This is a genomic window from Acaryochloris sp. 'Moss Beach' (genome assembly GCF_021497025.1).
Classification (GTDB): Bacteria; Cyanobacteriota; Cyanobacteriia; order Thermosynechococcales; family Thermosynechococcaceae; genus Acaryochloris; species Acaryochloris marina_A.
Window position 1 is genome coordinate 1,171,073 of the sequence record NZ_CP071717.1, and the last position, 22,078, is coordinate 1,193,150.

The window sequence follows — 22,078 nt, forward strand, 5'->3', positions numbered from 1 at the left end:
TTCAAGGTTCTAGCTGGACTCGCATCCAGCAGGTTGTCATGTTCACACAAGACAGCTTGCAAGAGGCAATTATCCATATCGAGTTGTAAAATTTGTCTTGGTGGAGGTAAGCGGACTCGAACCGCTGACATCTGCCTTGCAAAGGCAGCGCTCTACCAACTGAGCTATACCCCCAAATAAAAAATGAGTGGGCCATCCTGGACTCGAACCAGGGACCTCACCCTTATCAGGGGTGCGCTCTAACCACCTGAGCTAATAGCCCGTGGTGTTTAACTCGAAACCAGATTCAAAAGTACAAGACTCTTGAACCTGAATCTAGAGTTTTCACCAAACCTAGAATAGTTTGAAAGTTAAGACTCCTCGACCGACCTTGGGATGACTTGTCTAAACAGCCGATATACGTGAGTCTGGCCGTTAGCAAGTAGGTCTCCCTAAAAGGAGGTGATCCAGCCGCAGGTTCCCCTACGGCTACCTTGTTACGACTTCACCCCAGTCACCAGCCCTACCTTCGGCGTCCCCCTCCACAAGGGTTGGGGTAACGACTTCGGGCGTGGCCAGCTTCCATGGTGTGACGGGCGGTGTGTACAAGGCCTGGGAACGTATTCACCGCAGCATGCTGATCTGCGATTACTAGCGATTCCGCCTTCATGCTCTCGAGTTGCAGAGAACAATCCGAACTGAGGCTAGGTTTATGAGATTAGCGCACTCTCGCGAGTTGGCAGCTCTTTGTCCTAACCATTGTAGCACGTGTGTAGCCCAGCGTGTAAGGGCCATGAGGACTTGACGTCATCCCCACCTTCCTCCGGCTTATCACCGGCGGTCTCTTTAGAGTGCCCAACTAAATGGTAGCAACTAAAGATAGGGGTTGCGCTCGTTGCGGGACTTAACCCAACATCTCACGACACGAGCTGACGACAGCCATGCAGCACCTGTGTTCGCGCTCCCGAAGGCACTCCAAGCTTTCACTCGGATTCGCGACATGTCAAGCCCTGGTAAGGTTCTGCGCGTTGCGTCGAATTAAACCACATGCTCCACCGCTTGTGCAGGCCCCCGTCAATTCCTTTGAGTTTTAATCTTGCGACCGTACTCCCCAGGCGGATAACTTAACGCGTTGGCTACGGCACTGACCGGGTCGATACGGCCAACACCTAGTGTTCATCGTTTACAGCTAGGACTACAGGGGTATCTAATCCCTTTCGCTCCCCTAGCTTTCGTCCATGAGTGTCAGTTACGGCCCAGCAGAGCGCCTTCGCCACTGGTGTTCTTCCGAATATCTACGAATTTCACCTCTACACTCGGAATTCCCTCTACCCCTACCGTACTCTAGCCTTTCAGTTTCCATTGCTGATCCAGAGTTGAGCCCTGGGCTTTAACAACAGACTTGATAGGCCACCTGCGGACGCTTTACGCCCAGTAATTCCGAACAACGCTAGCTCCCTCCGTATTACCGCGGCTGCTGGCACGGAGTTAGCCGGAGCTTATTCAACAGGTACCGTCAGATCTTCTTCCCTGTTAAAAGCGGTTTACGACCCAAGGGCCTTCCTCCCGCACGCGGTATTGCTCCGTCAGGCTTTCGCCCATTGCGGAAAATTCCCCACTGCTGCCTCCCGTAGGAGTCTGGGCCGTGTCTCAGTCCCAGTGTGGCTGATCGTCCTCTCAGACCAGCTACTGATCGATGTCTTGGTAGGCCGTTACCCCACCAACTAACTAATCAGACGCGAGCTCATCTTCAGGCGAAAAAACTTTCACCTTTCGGCACATTCGGTATTAGCAGTCGTTTCCAACTGTTGTCCCGAACCTGAAGGCAGATTCTCACGCGTTACTCACCCGTCCGCCACTCGCCATCAAGGAGCAAGCTCCTCATGCTGCCGTTCGACTTGCATGTGTTAGGCATGCCGCCAGCGTTCGTTCTGAGCCAGGATCAAACTCTCCATGTGAGAATTTGTACTGAAATTATATTAAAGTTGAAGTTGATAAACTAGTGAGAAGCAAGCTTCCTTTCGTTCAAAAACTCCGACGAGGATGATTGTCTTAAAATCTTTCAAACTATTGATTTGTCTAGGTTCGGGGCGCTTTTCGGAGGCGAACCTCGTTTCGAGCGCTTGACCAATATAACAACACTGCATTGGTGTGTCAACACTTTTTTTTTATTGGCCAAATTAGCTTCATATAAGTTGATTTTGGCATCCCTTCAGAGCTGGTGAATTAGAGGTGTAATTCTAGGGTTTGTTGCGCCACAAGAGCCTTGTAGCAGCCTATATATAGATTGCTAGAGGGCGAGGTGTCTGACTGTCTATCTCAAGCGATAACGAGCTTGGCTTCTATACTTGCTTTCTATCGTTCGGTTACCCTGCCGACGAAGCCGCCGTTCAACCAAGATGGCTTTGGTTTTACGTATGAGCCAGATGATCACTAATAAGACAATGCCAGCGGCAAGCAAAGGAATAGCCAGCCCCAGCAACGTTAGGACAACAGATAACACAGCTTCAGCCGTGGAGAGAACGGGATTACCAAGCCCTCCTGTCATAGTGGTTGCTGCAACACGGGTAACGGAGGTGGTTGTTTCCACAATTCCAGCGGCACTGCCTCCGGCCAGTATGGCTAAGGTCCATTGCAAGACAGGATTGAGATCACCTAATGTGGCTGCGGTAAGAACGGAACCGACTGCGATCGCAGTGGGTATCTCAATCAAATCCAACAGGTTATTGACCCCGGGGATGTAATAGGCCAATACCTCAACCACTACAGCAGTGCTCAGCACAATCAGGGTGGGATAAGTACCAATCCACTGCAAGTTGGAAGCCAAGGGCAGATCACCAAATAGGGCCGCCATACACATAATCAGCGGTGGAATAAAGACTCGTAAACCGCTAGCTGCACTGAGGGTAATCCCGAGGGAAAGGCTAATAAGGATTTCCATAGCGTTTTTGAGATCAATCCTCTTTTACATTGCTTCAATCACATCTTCTAAAGAAGTCAGGGTATTTTTCAGGAGGGTGAGTTGGTGCTGATTTTGATAGCGCTTAGGTTCTGCGTTCTGTTCCACAATCGGGGTTAAGATAATCTGCTCAGCGATGCGCTCATACTCCTGCAGCGCGGTTAAGGCCGCTGCCCGAAACTGGGTGAGATAGTAATGAGCTGCTTGCCGATAGCTTTCCTCATTCTTCTCAAACTCAGGTAAATCTGCCGTTGAGACAGCGATATTCTCCAATTTATTAACGACATAGCCAGTACCGCCAAAAATAGCAGCTCCTAAAGGGCCACCCATCAGCCAACCTAATCCGGTGGCGATTGCCACGGGGGCAATTTCTTCTTCTTTTGATTTAGCAGTGGATGATGCGGACTGCTGAGGTTGCGACTGGGGCGCAGGGCCACTGGGGAAAGCAAACCATAATTCTGCAGGGCGGGGTTGGTTAAAGAAGCCGCAAGCTTTATGCACCCAACCCACCACTTCACGCTGATGTTTTAGCCAAGTGGGTTTTAAGGTATCGGTGAGCCAGGCCGGAAAACGCTCTTGTTGCAGGGCAATCTGGGCTCCTGCTTCATGATTCCGGAGCAAGGTGGGTAAATCGAGCCAGTTTTTGGTATCGGCTACACTCTCTCGAAACCCTTTGATGATCAGTTTCTGGGCACGCTCTTTAATCTCTAAGCGCTGCTGAGCCCGGTCTTGAACGTCAGTCTGGACCTGAGATTGGGTAAAGGCAATTTTTTCTTGAAGGGCGAGTTGGAGTTGTTTCGCGAGTGCGATCGCACGCTTCGACTGTAGTGGAATTCCCTCAGTTTGATAAGTCTGGACAATACTCTGCAAAGCCGTTTCTAGCATAGGTAGCCCTGTGATTTGGGCAGCAGCCATATCTCCTTTAAGGCGGGCTCTCAACGCGGGTAAGGCATCCACACGGTAAAGATTGCTAATTCCTGAGGGGAGTTGGGACCGAAAGCTTTCTGCCACAAACCGCATTCGGTTCATCACCTGTTTTTGTTCATCGGGGTCCAACAGGTTCAAAAAGTTAACGACAAACACTACACTTTCAATCCCTCGATCCAGCAGCCAGTCCCGGAGATGTTCTCGTTCGCCCAAAGTCATTAACTTACGGCCATCCAGCATCTGAATGACTACATCTGCTGTCAGCAATTGCTCCTTAGCCAAAGCATCCTGAGCTTCACGGTCATTGGTTCCTGGCAAATCTAGCAACTCCACCCCCGTTTGCAAGAGGGGATGAGGACAACTCACTTCCACAGACACCACATCTTCCCGCATCCGCCGGTTATCATCCAAAATGGCGTATTGCTTCAGGATATCGGTACCAGATTCCACAATCTCTTGACTGCTAACCAAACGAATTCGAGTTTGGAGTTGAGGACCATAGCAAACCCGAATGGCTGCCCCCGTTGCCGGAATCAGATCGATCGGGAGAGCTTTCTCCCCTAATACAGCATTGAGCAGTGTAGATTTCCCATAGTTAAAAGGACCAAAGATAGCAATTCTGAGAGCTGTCTTCTGAACACAATCAGAAACTGCAATCACCTCCCGCCGCAATTCATCCGTCTCTTGAAGCTCCAACACCCCTACTGTCATTTGTAGGATCTGAATCAGATTGCGGTAGGTATCCTGTTGAGCCATGGCAAAAAATTAAAGCACCAATAAAGTCAGCAAAAGACCCAACATCGATCTAGACCAATAGCTTTCTTCAACTAACCCCAGAACGGTTTGTTGAGAATACGGATCCTTACCCTTCGATTCTAAGTTGGCCTGCAGCGAGAAGAACTCATCCCTGATCTTAGCGAATGAATAGCTAGAGATTATCTACTCTAGCTTTCCCACTTAGAGGGTTTAACTCACTTGAACTTAGGTTTGGTGTAGATTTTATGAGTGTGATTTCAACCGCTAAAACATCTCAACTTTTAAAAAAGCCCGTATCTGGTTACCACTGCTATTTCGCACACAGAAATCTTGGTCAATAATTTGACTCTCCAGAAATATTCACAGACCATGGGAAAGATTAAGAGTGCAAGTTATTTTCCCTGCTTAAAAAATTATCGTGCTTTTTAACTCAGAGGAGGCTGTTCGCGCCCTCCATTTCATCCAACAAAATGTCAACACCAGTGATGGTCTGAGTGATATTCAAATTCAAGTTTTTTCCCTATGTTGGGAAGGTCAGTCTTATCGTCAAATTGCGGATAGCGTTGGCTATGAGGTGGGCTATATCAAAAAGGTCGGTTCCCACCTGTGGCAAAATCTATCTAAAGTTCTAAGCACAAAAGTATCAAAAAACAACTTCAAAGTTGCGCTCAGGGAGTATGTTGAGCAACATCCTCTACCTGACACTGTTCTGACAGCTAAAACCATTGACCATACAAGTGTCTATCAAGATTGGGGGGAAGCGATCAATGTCTCTTCCTTTTGGGGGCGGTCAATAGAATTAGCCACACTTCATGAGTGGATACTCGCTGATAAATGTAGCTTGATTACCCTGTTGGGAATAGGGGGAGTGGGTAAGACTGCACTCTCCGTAAAGATAGCCCAGCAACTCCAAGACCAGTTTGCCTATGTGCTCTGGCGGAGCCTCAAGAATATGCCTCCCCTTATGGAGTTACTGGCAGACTTAATCCTCTGCTTATCCAATCAAAGCTTACCGAAATTACCCAATACCCCTTCTCAGCGAATCTCGGTTTTCATCCAATATTTGCGGCAACATCGCTGTCTGATTATTCTGGATAATGCTGAAAGTTTATTACAAAGTGGGCAAAAGTTTGGGCGTTATCAACCTACTTATGAAGAGTATGGCGAATTCTTCAATCGGGTCGGTGCAGTTGCTCATCATAGTTGCTTGATCCTGACCAGTCGAGAGTTGCCTGAAGAAGTTGCCATTCAGACTGGAACTCGCTTACCCGTTCGGGTATTCAAAGTAGAGGGATTAGACGCCATTGCAGCCCGAGAAATTCTCACCAGTAAAGGACTATCAAGCTCCACGCCCGAAACCACATCCCTGATTCATTGCTATCAAGGCAATCCTCTAGCACTCAAGATTGCAGCAACATCCATTCAGGATGTATTTGCAGGGAATGTAGCAGAGTTTGTTCACCATGGCACCATTGCATTCAACGGGATTCGGCGATTGCTGGATCAACAGGTGAAGCGGTTATCTAAGTTTGAACTGCAGGTGATGACCTGGTTGGCAATTCATCGTGAACCCGCCACGATTCAACAGCTGGCCAATGATGTCATAAATCTCCCATCCTTTGCCACCTTGCTCGAAGCCCTAGAATTCCTGGGTCGCCGCTCGCTAATCGAAAAAGTCTTGCCTGATGAGACTCGCCCGGCTAGTTTCACCTTGCAGCCAGTGGTCATGGAATATATGACCGATCGATTGATCTCTCACATCAGTCAAGAAATGATGGGAGATCAATTGACCTATCTACATCAATATCCCCTGGTCTTGGTGCAGGCCAAAGATTACTTACGAGAAGCCCAAATTCGGCTGATTCTTAAGCCAGTTTTTCGGTACCTATTGGCAACCTATCAAGATTTCACCTCACTAGAGCAACATCTCAAACAACGGTTGAATGAGCTCCATATCCAAAATCAGCCCACCTATGCAGCGGGGAATATTCTGAATCTTTTACGACTCTGCCAGGCCAATTTTACTCATTTAGATTTATCTCATCTGACCATTCGGCAAGCAGATCTGCGAGAGATCAAGCTACATCACGTCAATGTCTCCTATGCCAATTTAGAAACAACCTTATTCTCAGAAACGTTAGGCAGTATTTTTGGCCTTGCCTATAGTCCAGATGGTAGTCGTTTAGCCGTTGCCAATAATGGAGAGATAAAACTCTATGATTTCCCCCATTACCGACATCAATTCACCTTACCTGGCCATAAAGTACTGATCTGGACGATTGCCTTTAGTGATGATGGCTGTCTGCTAGCTAGCGGCAGTATTGATCACACTATTAAAGTTTGGAATCTTAAATCAGGGAGTTGTATCCAAATCCTGAAGGGCCATACAGGGGCCGTGCTGTCTGTGGCATTTCAGCCCCAAAAAGGAGTTGGACCAGACTATATTCTGGCTAGCACCAGCCAAGATGGCAGTGTCAAATTGTGGAATATTAGCACTCAAGACTGTATTCACACCCTGGAGAATACAGAACAGTCCGTTCGAACAGTTACGTTCAATTCCAGTGGTGATACCTTAGCAATCGGTTATCTTGATGGCCAGGTCAGTCTTGTGAACTTACAGTCCAATCAGCAGCAATGGCTGCCCTCAGAGATCAACAGTCAAGAGTCACCCTTGGCATTTAGTCCTGATGATAAAACCTTAGCAGTGGGCTACAGTGACGGACAGATTTATCTGTGGGATGTGCAGCCAGGGCAATTAATCAGGATTCTCCAAGGCCATACCACTCAAATTTTCTCGGTGGCCTACAGCACCGATGGACAAATGTTAGCCAGTAGTTCTGGCGATAACACCGTCAGAATTTGGGATCCACATACAGGACAGTGTCTCAAATGTCTGCAAGGTCATACATCAAGGGTATCTGTCGTCGCCTTTCATCCAGACAATCTATGCCTTGCGAGTGGCGGTGAAGACTCAACGGTGCAGGTTTGGGATGTGCCAACAGGGCAATTACTCAAGCGTCTGAATGGATATAGCGATTATGTCTGGTCAGTGGCCCATAGCCCCACTCAAGCAGTCGTTGCCAGTGGGAGTAATGATCGGGGGTTAAGACTCTGGGATACTCAATCGGGTCAATGTTTGCGAGCATTGGAAGGCCATGTTGGTCGAGTTAGATCAGTAGCTTATAGTGCCGATGGCAACCTTCTGGTGAGTGCAACCTATTCCTATGAGATTAAAGTTTGGGATCCTACAAAAGGAATTTGCCTCAATACCTTCCAAATGCCAGGAGAATGGTGCTGGGATATCGCTTTAAGTCCAGACGGAGAAACCCTGGCTATCTCTAGTGGAGACAACAGTATTCATCTATGGCATGTTCCTACAGGCGAATTACTAAATACCCTAGTAGGTGAAAAACATTATGCATTGGGGTTAGCCTTCAGTCCTACAGGAAAATTTCTGGTTACTTCCAGAATGAATATTGTGCAAATTTGGGATCTGGATTCAGGACAGTGCATTCAAACCCTGAGGGATGAAGAGTGGGTCTGGTCCGTTGCCTTCCATCCTCAAGAGCCCTTGTTGGTGACGGGCGGGAATGACGGTAGCGTCAAACTCTGGGATCTCAATCAAGGCCAATGCATCTGTCCCATGCAAGATCATGGTGCACTTATCTTGTCTGTAATATTTAGTAGCGATGGTCAGCTCATTGCGAGTGGAAGCTTTGATCGAACGGTTCGCATTTGGAATCGACGGACCGGTAAATGTATCCAAGTGCTGGAAGGTCACTCTGACGGGGTTTTCTCAGTCTCTTTCGCACCCGAGGGCAACACCATTGTCAGTGGTGGAGTCGATGAAACCGTCCGAGTCTGGGATGTGAACACTGGTGAGTGCATACACACATTGCAACCTCTCAGACTGTATGAAGGTATGAATATTTCAGGGGCTACTGGATTAACGGCAGTAGAACGGCAAACGCTCAAGACTTTAGGTGCGATAGAACACTAGCCTTTTCTGGATTCAGAAATATTGAAAGTAATCAGACGCACCCAAAAAAGATTAGCCCTTGAGAATAGGGGCTGTGTACATCAAGCGGTAGCCAGTAAATTTTGATACGCCGTTTCAATCAACGCACAGTCAGTAGAAACGGCTTGCTCTAAATTTTCTAGACGAGCCACTTCAGTTTGGCGATCAATTTCGCGGGAGTTTTTCTGCTCTAATAGGTTATCTAATTCCTGTTTGCGAGATTGGATATCCTCTTGCAAGCGCTGCATCACCTCTTGGTTGTAGGCATCAAAACAGTCTTGAACAGAGTTATAAATGGGCTGGTATTTTTCCTGGGCAATTTGGGGTAGACATTTCACGAATTCTTCTTTCGTCGCCTTGGTCAACTGTTTGCGAGCATGATCAGCTTGCAAAGCCCCGATCCCTAATCCCACCAGAGCAAAGGTGATTGGCCCCAACATAATGCCAAAGACCGATGAGGCAATCAGGGCAATACCAGCAGAGGTAAAGAAATTGAGCATAATGCTTTGGAAATCGAACCCCGTAACAGCCATGGCAGCTCCACCAATATTGCCAGAGGCTAAGGAGAACAAGCCCATCGCCCATTTGGCCCATCCAGGAACATTATCATTCGATTGGCGCTTCGGCCCCCGAGCATTGACATTTTGGCCCGTCAATTTTTCGGTGATTCGATCGGTAATTCGGGCGTAGGAGTTACCGTATTGCTCAGCACTTCTGGACAATTCTTCGAAGGCACCTTTGATATCGCGCTCAGCTCGGATGCTCCAAGCAAAAAACTTATCATTCACATACTGCTGAAAAGCTTGTTGGAACGAAGCATTAAAAGATTCACGACGTCCTTGGCTAAACAGATCTAGCAGTTCTAAATCGGGGGGTTGATATTTGAGGAAGTCTTGATCGAAGGTGATTTCTAAATCGAATATATAGGTACGAAATGAATCGGCAACGGAACGTGATCGCTGATCTCGCATCCGATGAATATCTTCTCTAAAATTCTCGCCAATCTCTTTCAAGTCCTCAAATTCAGGTTCTACGGACTCAATGCGTTGCTCTAGTTCCTGAACACTCTGATCTAGAAGCGGAATTCGTCGAGTCGTGGCATCCTGGACTCGATTCAGCGCTTGACGGGCTAAAGTTCGAGCTTGCCGCAATTCAGAAATAGCACGCTCTTGGGTAAGGAAGGTGTTGAGGGCAGATAAAAAGTCAGGAAAACCCGTGCCATCTAAGTTAGCATCGGTATCTTTGACTCGCTTCCGCAGAGCCTGTAGGGCTGAGACGGGAAATACTCGCTCTTCATAAAGGTCATAGCCATCGATTTGGCAGTATTCCGCGAGATTGGCATGGAAGACTTTATGGAGTTTACGGGTCGCATCTTCTAATTCTTCTGGATCATCGGGGTCAATCAGGCTTTCCTTGATTTGATCCCAAGCATTAATCAAGAAGAAGATCGACAGTCCCCGATCCTTAATGTAGTTTTCTAGGTAGCGACGTTCGGCTAGGGTACAAGGCTGGGTGGCACGCAATACAAAGAGAATGGCATGACAGTTTTGAATAAATCCCAAGGAGAGATCGTTTCTCGCTTCCGTATCATTCAAGCCTGGGCTATCGACAATCTCGACACCTTTTTCTAGTAAAGGGAGAGGATATTCAACAACAGCATGGCTTACATCTGGGAAGGCAACTTGCTTTTGTTCTTCTAGCTGCTTTGCTTCTTCTGGATCGATTGTGTAGCGGTCTTTGAAGCTATCAAAGTCAATTTGTTCGGGGGATTTACCATCATTGAAATGGACGGTCACAGTTTTATCTGGCCCGTATCTTAGAATAGTCAGTAACGCTGTACAGGGATTGACATCGCTAGGCAGCAAGTTTTCACCGATAAGAGCGTTGAGAAAGGTACTTTTTCCCCGCTTCATATCTCCCAGAACCATCAACCGAAATACACCCTGCTTTAAATTGCGGCAGACAACGCTAACGTCTTCAATTTCTTGTTGAAGCTGCAATGATCCTGAGGCAGACTGCCCTGCCCGTTCCGCATCTTCTAAGGTTTCAGCAATGCTGGATAGGTGAGAGGCAATTTCCTGACGGATCTGAGAAATTCGATCTAAATCTTCCAGGAAGCTAGCGGTTTCGACAGGATTGCTCATAGTGAAGGAAGGTAAGGCTGCATTCCCAGCATACCCATCTGTCCTTTTAAATCCACTGATTAAGTATGAGAACGTCGGCAGCCCCTTCCCTAGGCAGAACCAAACGATAGATACCCTTGACTCAAGCTTTGCAGAATCTGATCAGGGTGCTCCAGTAAAAAGTTAGGGGTTTTTTCTGCAAGTACTGTTCGGTCATTAAACCCCCAACTAACGGCAATACTGATCAAACCAACCTGTTGCGCTGCCTTCACATCATTAATTTCATCGCCAACATAAGCTAATTCTTTGGGGTCGATGGCCTTGAGTCTAGCCAATTTTTTTAGGGTCCGTCTCTTCCCCGATAAAATCTGACCACCATAGATAAATTCAAAGAGATGATCGATGGCATATTTCTGTAGAACATACTCAACATTCCGTCGAGAATTCGCAGTAACAATCCCTAACCGATAGCCTTCAGCCTTTAAATTATGGAGGGCAGTTTCGATGCCCTCGACTAATGCTAAATCGTCAATACTACGAGTCAGCTCTTGCCGAAAACGCTGCAAATAGCAAAGGGATCTCCATTTGGGAATCCCCAATTCTTGAGCAATTTCTTGAATCCCTAACTTTCGTAATAGCTCAATTTGAGCTGGGGAAAGAGGTTCATATCGAAAATCTTCAGCTAGGCGATTGGTAGCTTCGATAAATATGCCAAGGGAATCGGCAAGGGTGCCATCAAAATCAAAAACGATCAAGCGCATACTTCGTTATGTTCGTATCCCCATAACTTGAGTAACAGTGAACTCCAACATTATTCCACCCGATCCAACACCGTGATATTTGGGTCAATAATCTTTTTGCCAATCCCTGAGAATTTAACTGCCAAGCAGATTTTATTTCCACCCCCAAAAATATGGGTCACTTCTCCAAGGCCAAAACCACGATGAACGAGCCGATCACCTACCGCCCAATCCATAGCATGGGTATTAGGCATCTTTTTCTTTTTAGCCCCTGGACTCATCGCAGAATGGGGTGGCTCAGATGGAATGGCCGACAAAGAATTGGTTTGCAAGAGATCTCGAGGCAGTTCTGATAGGAATAGAGAAGGCATCGCTGGCTCCCTTGAGCCATACAATCGTCGCTCCCGTGCATGGGAGATAAAGAGTCGTTCCTGCGCCCGCGTAACACCAACGTAGCAAAGACGACGTTCTTCTTCGATGGCAGCAGGATCTTCTAAAGAGCGGAAATTAGGGAACAAGCCCTGTTCTAGGCCGACCAAAAAGACGATAGGAAATTCTAGCCCCTTAGCTGAATGCAGTGTCATCAGTGACACTGTCGTTTTTTCATCTAGATCATCTAAATCAGATGCCAGAGCAGTATTGGCTAGGAAAGAAGGGAGAGACTCATCAGTATTCTCGTCCGCATATTGTAAAGCCGCGTTTTGCAGCTCCTGGACATTACCAATCCGATCATCCGCTTCATCGGTCCCCTGATTTTTCAAGTCCCGAACATAACCAGAATCTTCTAAAATCCCCTGGATAATATGGGCTGCAGATTGAGTTTCAACCTGTTCTTGCCAATGCCGCATCATTTCCACAAACTGCAAAATAGGCTTCGCACTGCGGGCAGCTAAAGTCTTGACCGCCGTTTCTTCCGTCAGCATTTCCCATAGGGGCACTCCTAGTTCCTGAGCCGCATTCGTGACTCGATCCAAGGTAGTTTTGCCAATTCCCCGTCGAGGCGTGTTGATCACCCGCTTGAGGCTGACGGTATCAGCTGGATTAACGATCAGGCGCAAATAGGCCAGAACATCTTTGATTTCTCGGCGATCGTAGAACTTCAGGCCCCCAACCACGGTATAGGGAATACTCCAGCGAACTAAGCCTTCTTCAAACGCCCGAGATTGGGCATTGGTCCGGTAAAGAATGGCAAAGTCGCCCCAGCTAAGCTCGGGGTGGGATTGCTCTAGGGTCCGAATCTGCTGCACCACAAAATCGGATTCGTGCAGTTCATCATCCGCCCGATAACAGTAGATGGGTTCTCCAGCCCCCCGAGTCGGCTTGAGGATCTTATCGATACGTTCGGTATTGTTGTCGATTAGCTCATTGGCAACCTGGAGAATGTTTTCCGTGGAGCGATAATTCTCCTCTAGCTTTACCATTGTCCGGGTATCATCATCCGGCAGACCATCCCCAAAGTCCTGCTGAAACCCCATCAAGATTTTAAAGTCTGCTGCCCGAAAGGAGTAAATGGACTGGTCAGCATCACCCACCACAAATACAGAGCGATGATCCCAATCCTTAAAATTTTGAGTGTCCGTGCCATTGGTTGCCAGCAACCGCAGCAAATCATATTGGGTACGGTTAGTATCTTGATATTCGTCCACGAGCATATGGCGAAACTGTTTGTGCCAATAGCCTAGAACTTGGCCGTTCTGCTTCAGCAATTGCACCAGCACCCGAATCAGATCATCAAAATCAAGGCCATTATTGGCTGCTAGGGCATCTTGATATTTGCTATAGACTTGGGCAACTACGCGACCTCGAAAGTCTTGCTGATTCGCTTCTAGCTCTTGGGGGTTCCAGCCTTGGTTTTTAGCATTGCTAATAGCAAAGCGAACGGAACGGGGCTGAAATTTGCGGTCGTCAAGATTGAGCTGATTGACGACAATATCTTTAATCAGACTCTGCACATCTGATTCATCAAAGATAGAGAAGTTACGCTGCCACTTACGCCCCTTCTCATCCTGGTATTTCTCAATTTCGATCCGCAACAGACGGGCACATAGACTATGAAAGGTACCAATCCAGAGAGGTTTAGTAATGGTTTTATAGACTTGCGATCGCAACTTCGTCTGCTGCTGAGGCGCTAATAACTCTAAGGCTTTACCATGATTCTGCTGGGCCAACTGCTCCGCAAATAATTTCTCAATCCGCTCCTTCATCTCTCGAGCCGCTTTATTCGTAAAAGTCACGGCCAGAATATTTTCTGGATTGACCTGATGACGCATCACTAAATTGGAAATGCGATAGGTCAAGGCTCGAGTTTTGCCGGATCCAGCACCCGCTACCACCAGCAGCGGACCACAAAAGTGTTCCACCGCTTGCCGCTGGGAAGGATTGAGATGACTTAAAAAGTCGGGAATAGCAGACATAAAAAATCAAGGAGAAGAATTCAGAAGTACCGTCGATAGGGGAGATATCATACCAATCTGATTGAGCAATAGAACTATCTCTGTGCCCACCATACGTGATTCCAATAGAAACGCAAGTTAGAAAAAAATTATAAAGTCAGAGAATAAAACTGAATAATAACGCCTTGCCAAACTCCCAGCAACGCTAGAACCCACAAAAAAACAGACTAATAATCCCGTAACACAAGGAATCTCTAGTCACCATTTTAACGATATGCACAGGTACGCCAGCCAGCCGTCTTGGGAGAAGACGGTCCCTCTTCTAGTGCTGTCCAGAACATCCACTGATGAGATGAACACTATCCACCCACAAAGGAAGATAGTGTTCACCCTCTACTCATAAAGCTTTTAGCAACTAGTGCTGGGGTCTACTAAAGGCCATCGAGCTGGCTTCAATAGTTCAACACTTGGATAACAGGACCTGAACTAGGGAGGTTACCTGAACTGACCGTGAGACCGCTCCCACCTGATCGTCGAATGGTAGACCCTTGCATCAGGGAAAGAAACGCATCCACCGACTGAAGATCGCAGACACTTTCGTCAGCAGCAGCCGTTTTGTAATGGGTCGGAATCACCATTTTAGGGTTGAGGGTTTGGACCGCTGCCTTGGCTTCTTCCGGGGTATAGGCCTTCGCACTCCCACCCACAGGAATCAACAGCACATCAGGCCGCCCCATCAGGATCTTCTGGTCCACACTAATGGGAGAGGCAATTCCCCCTAAATGAACCACATTCACGCCACCTTGAATCCACTTCCAGGCCACATTAGTACCAAACCGATACCCATTCACCCGATCATGGAGCGTCCGTATGCCTTGAAACTGCAAACCATTGGTTTTATAGGCCCCAGGTTCAAACAAGAGCTTTGGTCTTCCAGGTAAACCTTCAACCACCCCTTCATCTAGCAATCGGCTACTGATCAAGACAATATTGGCCGACGTTTGGGGTGACGGATACTTAGCCGTACAGCCTGAAGGGCGGAAAGGATTGACCAATACCTGAATACCGCTACCGGAGAACAAAAAACAAGTATGGCCTAGCCAACGGATGCTCAAAGAGCCTGCGGCTTGGGCGGGAGAAGGCTGCCATTGGGTGGCAAGACCAGCTCCCAAGCTGGTAATCAATCCTGCTTGCACATAGTGCATGAAGCGGCGACGATTCATAGTTCTCTGTGATGTATCCCTGAATGTGTGTCCTGTGAAACCCGATCAGTATTAGTCATCAATGGGAAGGTGGCTCAAGAAATTTTTGAGCAGCTGTTTCCCAGATGTTGTCAAAATACTCTCTGGGTGAAACTGGACGCCTTCAATGTGAGGATAGTTCCGATGACGCACCCCCATGATCGTGCCGTCCTCAGTCCAAGCCGTAATCTCCAGGACCTGTGGACAGGTTTCCTTCTTTATCACCAGACTATGATACCGAGTTGCGGTAAAAGGATTGTCTAACCCTGAGAAAACCCCCGTGGATTTATGACTGATGGGGGATGTTTTACCGTGCATGAGCACGGGTGCGGACACAATATCGCCCCCAAACACCTGGCCAATACTCTGGTGGCCTAGACAAACCCCCAAGATAGGCACATTTGCCCCCAACTGCTCAATCAGCTCTAGCGAAATGCCGGCATCTTGAGGCCGTCCTGGCCCCGGAGAAATGACGATCGCATCCGGCTGGAGCTTCTCAATTTCGGCTAGGGTAATCTGATCATTGCGAAAAACCTGAATATCTTGGGCCACTTCAAATTCAGTGGCGAGTTCTCCCAAATACTGAACCAGGTTGTAAGTAAAGCTGTCGTAATTATCAACAACCAGTAGCAAGGCTTTCGCTCCTGTCCCAAGAGAAAGTTATCTCTCCAACTTAGCGTGTTTATCCTACTTTGCAGCTACAAACCCAACTGCAAACAGCACTGCCATGCTATCCAAGCTCTTTTTAAGCCTGCAAGAGAACTAGAAAAGGCGGAATAATGAGGAACGCGGCAATCACGACTGCTGCCATTGCCGATACCAAAACAGCTGCGGCTGCGCAGTCTTTGGCTATCTTGGCCAACTCGTGGTAAGTCCGCTCTACGGTCAGATCTACGACTGCTTCCAAGGCTGTATTCAGTAGCTCCATCACCAGCACTAAACCACTGGTCAAAGCAATAACCGCCAACTCTACGGGGTCAAGCTGGAGGGACAGCCCCATACTTAAGGCCACACTACCGATAACGGTATGGATACGAAAGTTCCGTTGGGTTTGGAAGGTATAACTCAATCCGGCCCAGGCGTATTTAAAACTTACGAATAGATTATGAGCGACTTTGAATGACAACTCACGCTTAAGCCGCGCAGGTTCAGGCTCAGTACTACTTTGTGAAGAGATTATAGATTTATTTGACATAAATTTAATCTTTTTAACGATTCTACACTATGACCGCAAAGCACATTGCTGCAATCAATCTGAAAGCGATAGGCCTGAATCAACTATTAAATTGTCTATTCCTCAATCAGAGAAGTAATTTTCACCTGCTATGGCTTAGGTTACCCACAGTTCTAGCAAACTCTTCTAGGTCTAGCCAGTTACAGGCGACACATTTATGACATTGATTAATGATTGCTGCCGCGCCAACATTTGCTGGAGTCGTTCAGGGGTAGGGTGATCCCACCCCAGTAGATGCAACAAGCCATGGGTCGCTAACCAAGCTAGCTCCTGCTGTAGGGTATGTTGTTGCTCCTGGGCTTGCCGCGCTGCGGTCTCTACAGAAATAATGATGTCGCCCAGTTCTACGGGCATCTCCGACCATAGATTCGTAGGTTGATCGGTTAAGTCAAGGGTGGCAAAGGCCAGTACATCCGTGGGGTGATCTAAGAGCCGATAGGTTGCATTCAAATTTTGGATGGCCACATCATCCGTTAGCAACAGGCTCAACTCATAGGTTTGGATCGGAGAGATAGAGGGCTGCAAGCACTCAAACCATTGCTGAAACCAAGACTGCCAGGCTACAGCTGTAATTTGATGGGCTTGTCTAAGCACATCCTCAGCTAACGGAGTAGAGGATTGAACTACTCCGTCAAGATCCCATTGAATATGAACGTCGACTTGCATATTGCCTAAGACGACTCGCTAACGAGTCAAATAGGATAGCCCAATCAGCAATGCTAATAAACCCACCGTGGTTAATCCAAATTCTAGGAGCGACCGTTTAGGCTGGCGCACCATATTTCGCATCGCCATTTTGGTGTAAGTCCCTCCGGGGGGGCGGGTCGGAGCGGCGTCATTTGCAGGTGTAGGCTCGGCACTTGCCACTTCGACAGGGTTAGTGCTGGTTTCGTCAGTTACGGAAGGCTCAGAACTCATGATTTAGAGGTGCAAATAACAACGCAGGAGAAAGATACAGCAGCCCCATTCGAAGGCCTATCTCCTTACCTCTAACTGTAAGTCATCCCTATAGAAGCAAGCAGGCATTGATCTAATAGATTTAAGAAACAAATCGTCGTTCAAAGATCGATACAGGCAGGAGAGTGTTGGATAAACGCTGCTTCATTTCGTTGAGTCAGGCGGTAACACCTTGCAAAGTTAGGCTATTCAATAGCCCTTGGAAAAGTAAGAGACCATCGGTATAGCCCAATGTCGGATCGGAAGCGCGCTCTGGATGAGGCATCATCCCAACAACATTTCCCTGACGGTTACAAATACCCGCAATGTTCTCCACCGAGCCGTTAGGATTGGCCTCTGCGCCCACCTCGCCACTGGGGGTGCAATATCGAAACAGAATTTGCTGATGGGCTTGGAGCTGATTGAGGGTGTCTGGATCGGCGTAGTAACAGCCTTCGCCATGGGCGATGGGCAGGGTAATCACTTGGCCTGGCTGATAGGCTTGGGTCCAGGGTAGGTCAGTTCTCTCCACGCAAACAGGAACGCGATCGCAAATAAAATGCAGATCTCGATTCCGCACTAAGGCCCCTGGCAGTAACCCTGATTCCGTCAACACTTGAAAGCCATTACAGATACCCAAGACCAGCTTGCCCTGCTCAGCATGGGCAATGGTGGCCTGCATGGCAGGAGAAAACCGAGAAATGGCTCCACAGCGCAAGTAGTCCCCATAGCTAAATCCACCAGGAATAATCACCACATCTAGATCGCTAATATCTGTTTCCTGATGCCAGACCATACGAGTGGGTTGTTTGAGCAGATCACGCGTCACCAATACGACATCGCGATCGCAATTTGATCCCGGGAATACCAGCACACCGAACTTCATTTTGCTGCTCCTGCTGTGGGGACTACTTGCAGATCAAAGCGGTAATTCTCAATCACTGGATTGGCAAGGAGCTGATCACACATGCGATCAATCTGCTGACTAGCAGCGGTCTCATCATCTGCGGTGACCGTTAGCTCAACATATTTACCAATCCGAGTGGGACCCACATTGTCATATCCCAATTGCTTAAACCCCGTTTGGACCGCTGTACCCGCAGGGTCTAAGACCGATGGCCTCAAGGTCACATAGATTTTGGCCTGATAGGTTTGTGTCACGATTCCCACATGCATAGCGTTCCTTTTGAATGTACCTGATCCAGAGCACCAACAGACTAGGAAAAACAGTACTCATACCCGGTCTAAGGGGTTGAATTAGGGGTGGGTTGAGGATAGGTCAAAAAAGGAACTTCCAGTAACGTTCCAGTGCCAGATCCCACTGAAACATTAGCCCCTGCATCCCCCGCTTTTGTTTTGACATAACCCAATCCCAAAGGACCATCAGAGGTTTCCACCAGACTGGTCAGCACACCTACCTTTTTATCCCCGACTGTAATGGGCGTATTCGCAGAGACAGGTTCACTGAGTTGAATTCCCCAGAGTCGCTGTTTGACCCCCTGATAGGTGTTGAGGCGAGCAATTGTTTCTTGGCCAATGTAGCAGCCTTTATCAAAGGAAATGGTCTGCCAGAGCCCCGCTTCTAAAGGGTTAAAGTCTTCTGTCAACTCAGCATCCGGCTTGGGTCGCCCTTCAATGACTCTTAACTGCTCCCAAACCGTATCACCACAGGGACAAGACCCTTGTTCCGTTAGGGCTTGCCATAACTCAGCTCCCCATTCAGCATCGGCAAACAGGGTATAACCCGGTGTTGTCAAACCACTACCTGAGGCAACACGAACAGTATGACCTTTGATTTGAGTCGTGATGTGGTGATGAGTGGATTCAGGGAGTGCTGAAATACCCATTTTTTGCAGGACTAATGAACTTTCAGGCCCCAAGAGACTAAAGGTAATGGTTTGGGCCGTAATATCTTCAATCTTGACCTTATCTCCAAAGAAGATATAACGATCGCACCAGCTCATTAATTGTTCTCGGCGAGTCGGTGAGACCAATAGCAACACAGAATCGTCTGTCACGTATGCGTTAACTAGATCAATCGTACGAGCCGTAGAAGTGACAAACACGCTCTCACAGCCTTCACCGGGTTTAAGAGTTTTGAAGACATTGGTGGTCTGGTTATGGAGAAAAGCCAGCCGATCCTGCTCGGTGAACTGCAGACGACCCCAATGGGTGCGATCACAGAGGGCTACCCCATCTTGAATCGCCTTTAAAGCGAATTCATCATTATCAAAACTGAGGATGGAGCTCTTATCCTCAGCCCATACTGCTCCATTTCGGCGTTGACAGTCCTGTAAGGTCTCAGACATCGTGGCGTTTATCCGTTATTCCTTGGGCAAGCTTGATTTTATTATTTCAGTGAAAAAGGAGGGCTAAATCATTAGCGTTGTTTACAGGTTATTGAAAAATACAAAAAAAGATTTCTTTTTACTAAGAAATTTAACGCAACTCTCTACTGGCAAACCTTTATTCGTGGCGATTAGCCGAAACAATTCTGTTCTATGAGATGATGATTGCCAGCATTATCTTTTCATTTATTCTATTACCCCTAGCTTCCAGCCATTTACAGGGGACCCTAAGATTTGAGAGGAGATTTATATCAATGACAATGGAAATGGTCAAACATGGTGGCGACCCCTTTGTTGGGGATCTCGCTACACCTGTGAATAGTTCTGGGATTGTAAAAGCCTGGATCAATAACCTACCGGCTTACCGCAAAGGCATGTCTGCCAATGCTCGGGGTTTAGAAATTGGGATGGCCCATGGCTATTACCTCTACGGTCCCTTTGCCACTTCAGGCCCTGTTCGAGGCACCACAATGGCGCTTGTATCGGGTGTACTATCCGCAAGCTGCGTCATTATCGTCTTGACCGTGGCAATGCAGCTCTATTCCAGTCTCTCTGTACCCAAGCCCCGCCCATCCGTAACCACGGCAGACCCTGGCAGCGACTTTGGCACTAAAGAAGGTTGGAGTGCAATTGGTAGTGGCTTCCTCATCGGCGGCTGCGGCGGTGCGGTTATCGCTGGCGTTCTTTCCTATGCGATTGCCATATTTGCTGGATAAGAATCTATTCACTCAACGATCGCTGTCAATCCCTGATTCCCAAGATTAGAGATTTGAGTAGCTAAGAGAACCCCTCTCTGCAGAAGCAAAGAGGGGTTCTCTTATGAACTGGTAATAGTAGGAATCAAAGATTGACATAGAGTTAGGGGATCAACCCCTAATTCTGTGCGCTGGTGAGCAGCAAATAATCCTGCCTGAGCATGCCACCAAATACCGCTACACAAGCTCTGACAGAGTGACTGCTGATCTCGTTGCTGGCTCAACAGTCCTGCCAAAATGCCCGTGAGCACATCTCCACTGCCTCCACGCGCTAAAGCGGGAGTGCTGTCAGGGTTAATCCATATCGAACCTTGGGGAGGAGCTAGCATCACCCTTGCCCCTTTATAAGCAATGTAAGTGTTACTAGACTGGGCAACGTGCCTCACCATCGACAGCACATCCTGGGATTGCTCATGCGGAAACAAGCGCTTAAATTCCCCTGGATGGGGCGTCAAGATAGTGGGAGCTGACCTAGATTGAAGGCTCTCCGGGCGATGCTGCGCTAAAAGGTTAAGCCCATCAGCATCGATGACGAGAGGGCAGGCACAGGTCAACACCTCCCTCAAGACAGCATCTGTTTCTGTTGTCACGCCAGGGCCATAGGCAATGGCATCAAATGAGTCTAAGAATAGTTCTGGAGACAGACTTGCGATCGCACCCCGTTTCGTCTCAGGACAACCCATCACCAAAGCCTCTGGAACAGATTGCAATACCAGGAGCTTCAAAGAGGCAGGCACAGCAATGGTCATCATTCCTACCCCCGTTGCCCGTGCTCCCAGAGCAGCAAGGAGAATGCTGCCAGCATATTTTTGTGAACCGCCAATCAACAAGCAATGCCCTTGCCGATATTTATGGGTATTGGGATGGCGCTGGGTGGGCAGTCCGGCTCGGGCAACCACCGAGGTAATTCTGTACACCTCTGACTGAGAGCCCAAGACGGCCTTAATATCCGCCACAGGAATATCAAAATCAATCAGATGCAGCTGGCCACTGTAGGGCAAGCTTTGATCTTGCAAGAGCCCTAGCTTCCACAACCCCAGACAGAGGGTGTGGGTCGCTTGAATTGCCGTCCCCAGAATGGCTCCGGTATCGGTGTGCAGCCCCGAGGGTAAATCAATGCTGACAATCGGTTGCGGCCAGGCATTGAGTTGGTGTATTAGATCTGCGATCGCACCTTCAATGACTCGTTCCAGGCCAAACCCAAACAATCCATCTACAATCACATCACACTGTTGTAAAGCTTCTACTCCCTGGCCAATCTCCACCCCCAGGGAGGCAACATACTGTGCATGCTGTTCAGTTAGATCTTTTGCCCGAGGCAGGGGACGACAGACCTGAACTTGATACCCCTGAAAATACAGCTCACGGGCTACCACTAAGGCATCGCCACCATTATGCCCAGGACCGACTAAAATCCCAAGTCTTTGTACGTCTCCATATGGATAAAGGGCCTGAATGCGTCGTGCAATCAGACCCCCCACTTTCTCCATAAGAGCGGGAACAGGCATTCCCGCCTTAAAGATGCGTGATTCAATTTCTCGCATCTGCTGAGCAGTCACCACAGCTTCTTGAATCTGACGATGACGCTCGCTCATGTGTTGTTCTAAATTTTTAGCCTGCATCTCCCGTCAGGATATGAAACACTGCATCAAATCCAATTATGCGAACG

16 protein-coding genes, 2 tRNA genes and 1 rRNA gene are annotated in these 22,078 nt (G+C 48.0%); 2 read left to right on the forward strand and 17 right to left on the reverse strand.

Annotated features, from left to right (window positions below; all coding sequences use genetic code 11):
- Positions 1–98 precede the first annotated feature (98 nt).
- The 5 genes from HRE53_RS05360 to HRE53_RS05380 form a co-directional block, all read right to left on the reverse strand.
- A tRNA-Ala gene (locus HRE53_RS05360) sits at positions 99–174 on the reverse strand.
- 14 nt (positions 175–188) lie between these two features.
- Positions 189–262 (reverse strand) — tRNA-Ile (locus HRE53_RS05365).
- 172 nt (positions 263–434) lie between these two features.
- Positions 435–1,937: ribosomal RNA gene (locus HRE53_RS05370) — 16S ribosomal RNA — on the reverse strand.
- Between the two features lie 356 nt (positions 1,938–2,293).
- Positions 2,294–2,920, reverse strand: a complete 627-nt coding sequence (locus HRE53_RS05375) for a DUF4126 domain-containing protein (protein ID WP_235109355.1) — start codon at positions 2,918–2,920, stop codon at positions 2,294–2,296.
- A 24-nt stretch (positions 2,921–2,944) separates the two neighbouring features.
- Complete coding sequence (locus tag HRE53_RS05380; RefSeq protein ID WP_235109356.1) at positions 2,945–4,621, reverse strand: dynamin family protein; 1,677 nt, start codon at positions 4,619–4,621, stop codon at positions 2,945–2,947.
- 418 nt (positions 4,622–5,039) lie between these two features.
- On the opposite strand from HRE53_RS05380, the gene HRE53_RS05385 reads away from it, so the two are divergent.
- Complete coding sequence (locus HRE53_RS05385; RefSeq protein WP_235109357.1) at positions 5,040–8,621, forward strand: NB-ARC domain-containing protein; 3,582 nt, start codon at positions 5,040–5,042, stop codon at positions 8,619–8,621.
- Between the two features lie 80 nt (positions 8,622–8,701).
- On the opposite strand, the gene HRE53_RS05390 is transcribed toward HRE53_RS05385, so the two are convergent.
- The 11 genes from HRE53_RS05390 to HRE53_RS05440 all read right to left on the reverse strand — a co-directional run bounded on the left by HRE53_RS05390 (position 8,702) and on the right by HRE53_RS05440 (position 19,615).
- A complete protein-coding gene (locus HRE53_RS05390; RefSeq protein WP_235109358.1) occupies positions 8,702–10,783 on the reverse strand; it encodes a dynamin family protein in 2,082 nt (693 codons plus the stop codon).
- A gap of 89 nt (positions 10,784–10,872) precedes the next feature.
- A complete protein-coding gene (locus HRE53_RS05395) occupies positions 10,873–11,523 on the reverse strand; it encodes an HAD-IA family hydrolase (RefSeq protein ID WP_235109359.1) in 651 nt (216 codons plus the stop codon).
- A 50-nt stretch (positions 11,524–11,573) separates the two neighbouring features.
- Positions 11,574–13,916, reverse strand: a complete 2,343-nt coding sequence (gene pcrA / locus HRE53_RS05400; RefSeq protein ID WP_212662541.1) for a DNA helicase PcrA — start codon at positions 13,914–13,916, stop codon at positions 11,574–11,576.
- Positions 13,917–14,347: 431 nt separating this feature from the next.
- The gene (locus tag HRE53_RS05405; RefSeq protein WP_212662542.1) at positions 14,348–15,118 is read right to left on the reverse strand and encodes an MBL fold metallo-hydrolase; all 771 of its coding nucleotides are present in this window, start codon (positions 15,116–15,118) and stop codon (positions 14,348–14,350) included.
- Positions 15,119–15,169: 51 nt separating this feature from the next.
- Positions 15,170–15,769 (reverse strand): aminodeoxychorismate/anthranilate synthase component II, encoded by a 600-nt coding sequence (locus HRE53_RS05410; RefSeq protein ID WP_235109361.1) that lies wholly within the window; start codon positions 15,767–15,769, stop codon positions 15,170–15,172.
- A 112-nt stretch (positions 15,770–15,881) separates the two neighbouring features.
- The gene (locus tag HRE53_RS05415) at positions 15,882–16,331 is read right to left on the reverse strand and encodes a diacylglycerol kinase (RefSeq protein ID WP_235109363.1); all 450 of its coding nucleotides are present in this window, start codon (positions 16,329–16,331) and stop codon (positions 15,882–15,884) included.
- Positions 16,332–16,502: 171 nt separating this feature from the next.
- The gene (ybeY, locus tag HRE53_RS05420) at positions 16,503–17,036 is read right to left on the reverse strand and encodes an rRNA maturation RNase YbeY (RefSeq protein WP_235109365.1); all 534 of its coding nucleotides are present in this window, start codon (positions 17,034–17,036) and stop codon (positions 16,503–16,505) included.
- 18 nt (positions 17,037–17,054) lie between these two features.
- Entirely contained in the window at positions 17,055–17,288 is a 234-nt protein-coding gene (locus HRE53_RS05425) for a DUF3285 domain-containing protein (RefSeq protein ID WP_235109366.1), read from the reverse strand.
- Positions 17,289–17,484: 196 nt separating this feature from the next.
- The gene (gene purQ, locus HRE53_RS05430; RefSeq protein ID WP_212662547.1) at positions 17,485–18,192 is read right to left on the reverse strand and encodes a phosphoribosylformylglycinamidine synthase subunit PurQ; all 708 of its coding nucleotides are present in this window, start codon (positions 18,190–18,192) and stop codon (positions 17,485–17,487) included.
- Complete coding sequence (gene purS, locus HRE53_RS05435) at positions 18,189–18,482, reverse strand: phosphoribosylformylglycinamidine synthase subunit PurS (RefSeq protein ID WP_235109367.1); 294 nt, start codon at positions 18,480–18,482, stop codon at positions 18,189–18,191. Before purS ends, purQ begins: the two co-directional genes overlap by 4 nt.
- A 68-nt stretch (positions 18,483–18,550) precedes the next feature.
- Positions 18,551–19,615 carry a folate-binding protein YgfZ gene (locus tag HRE53_RS05440; protein ID WP_235109368.1) on the reverse strand — a complete coding sequence of 355 codons (1,065 nt, stop codon included), beginning with the start codon at positions 19,613–19,615 and terminating at the stop codon, positions 18,551–18,553.
- Positions 19,616–19,908: 293 nt separating this feature from the next.
- Between HRE53_RS05440 and HRE53_RS05445 the strand changes: the two genes are divergently transcribed.
- Positions 19,909–20,370: a photosystem I reaction center subunit XI gene (locus tag HRE53_RS05445; RefSeq protein WP_212662550.1), complete on the forward strand. Its 462-nt coding sequence runs from the start codon at positions 19,909–19,911 to the stop codon at positions 20,368–20,370.
- A gap of 101 nt (positions 20,371–20,471) precedes the next feature.
- Here HRE53_RS05445 and HRE53_RS05450 read toward each other — a convergent pair whose 3' ends face one another.
- Positions 20,472–22,031 carry an NAD(P)H-hydrate dehydratase gene (locus HRE53_RS05450; RefSeq protein WP_235109369.1) on the reverse strand — a complete coding sequence of 520 codons (1,560 nt, stop codon included), beginning with the start codon at positions 22,029–22,031 and terminating at the stop codon, positions 20,472–20,474.
- Positions 22,032–22,078 lie beyond the last annotated feature (47 nt).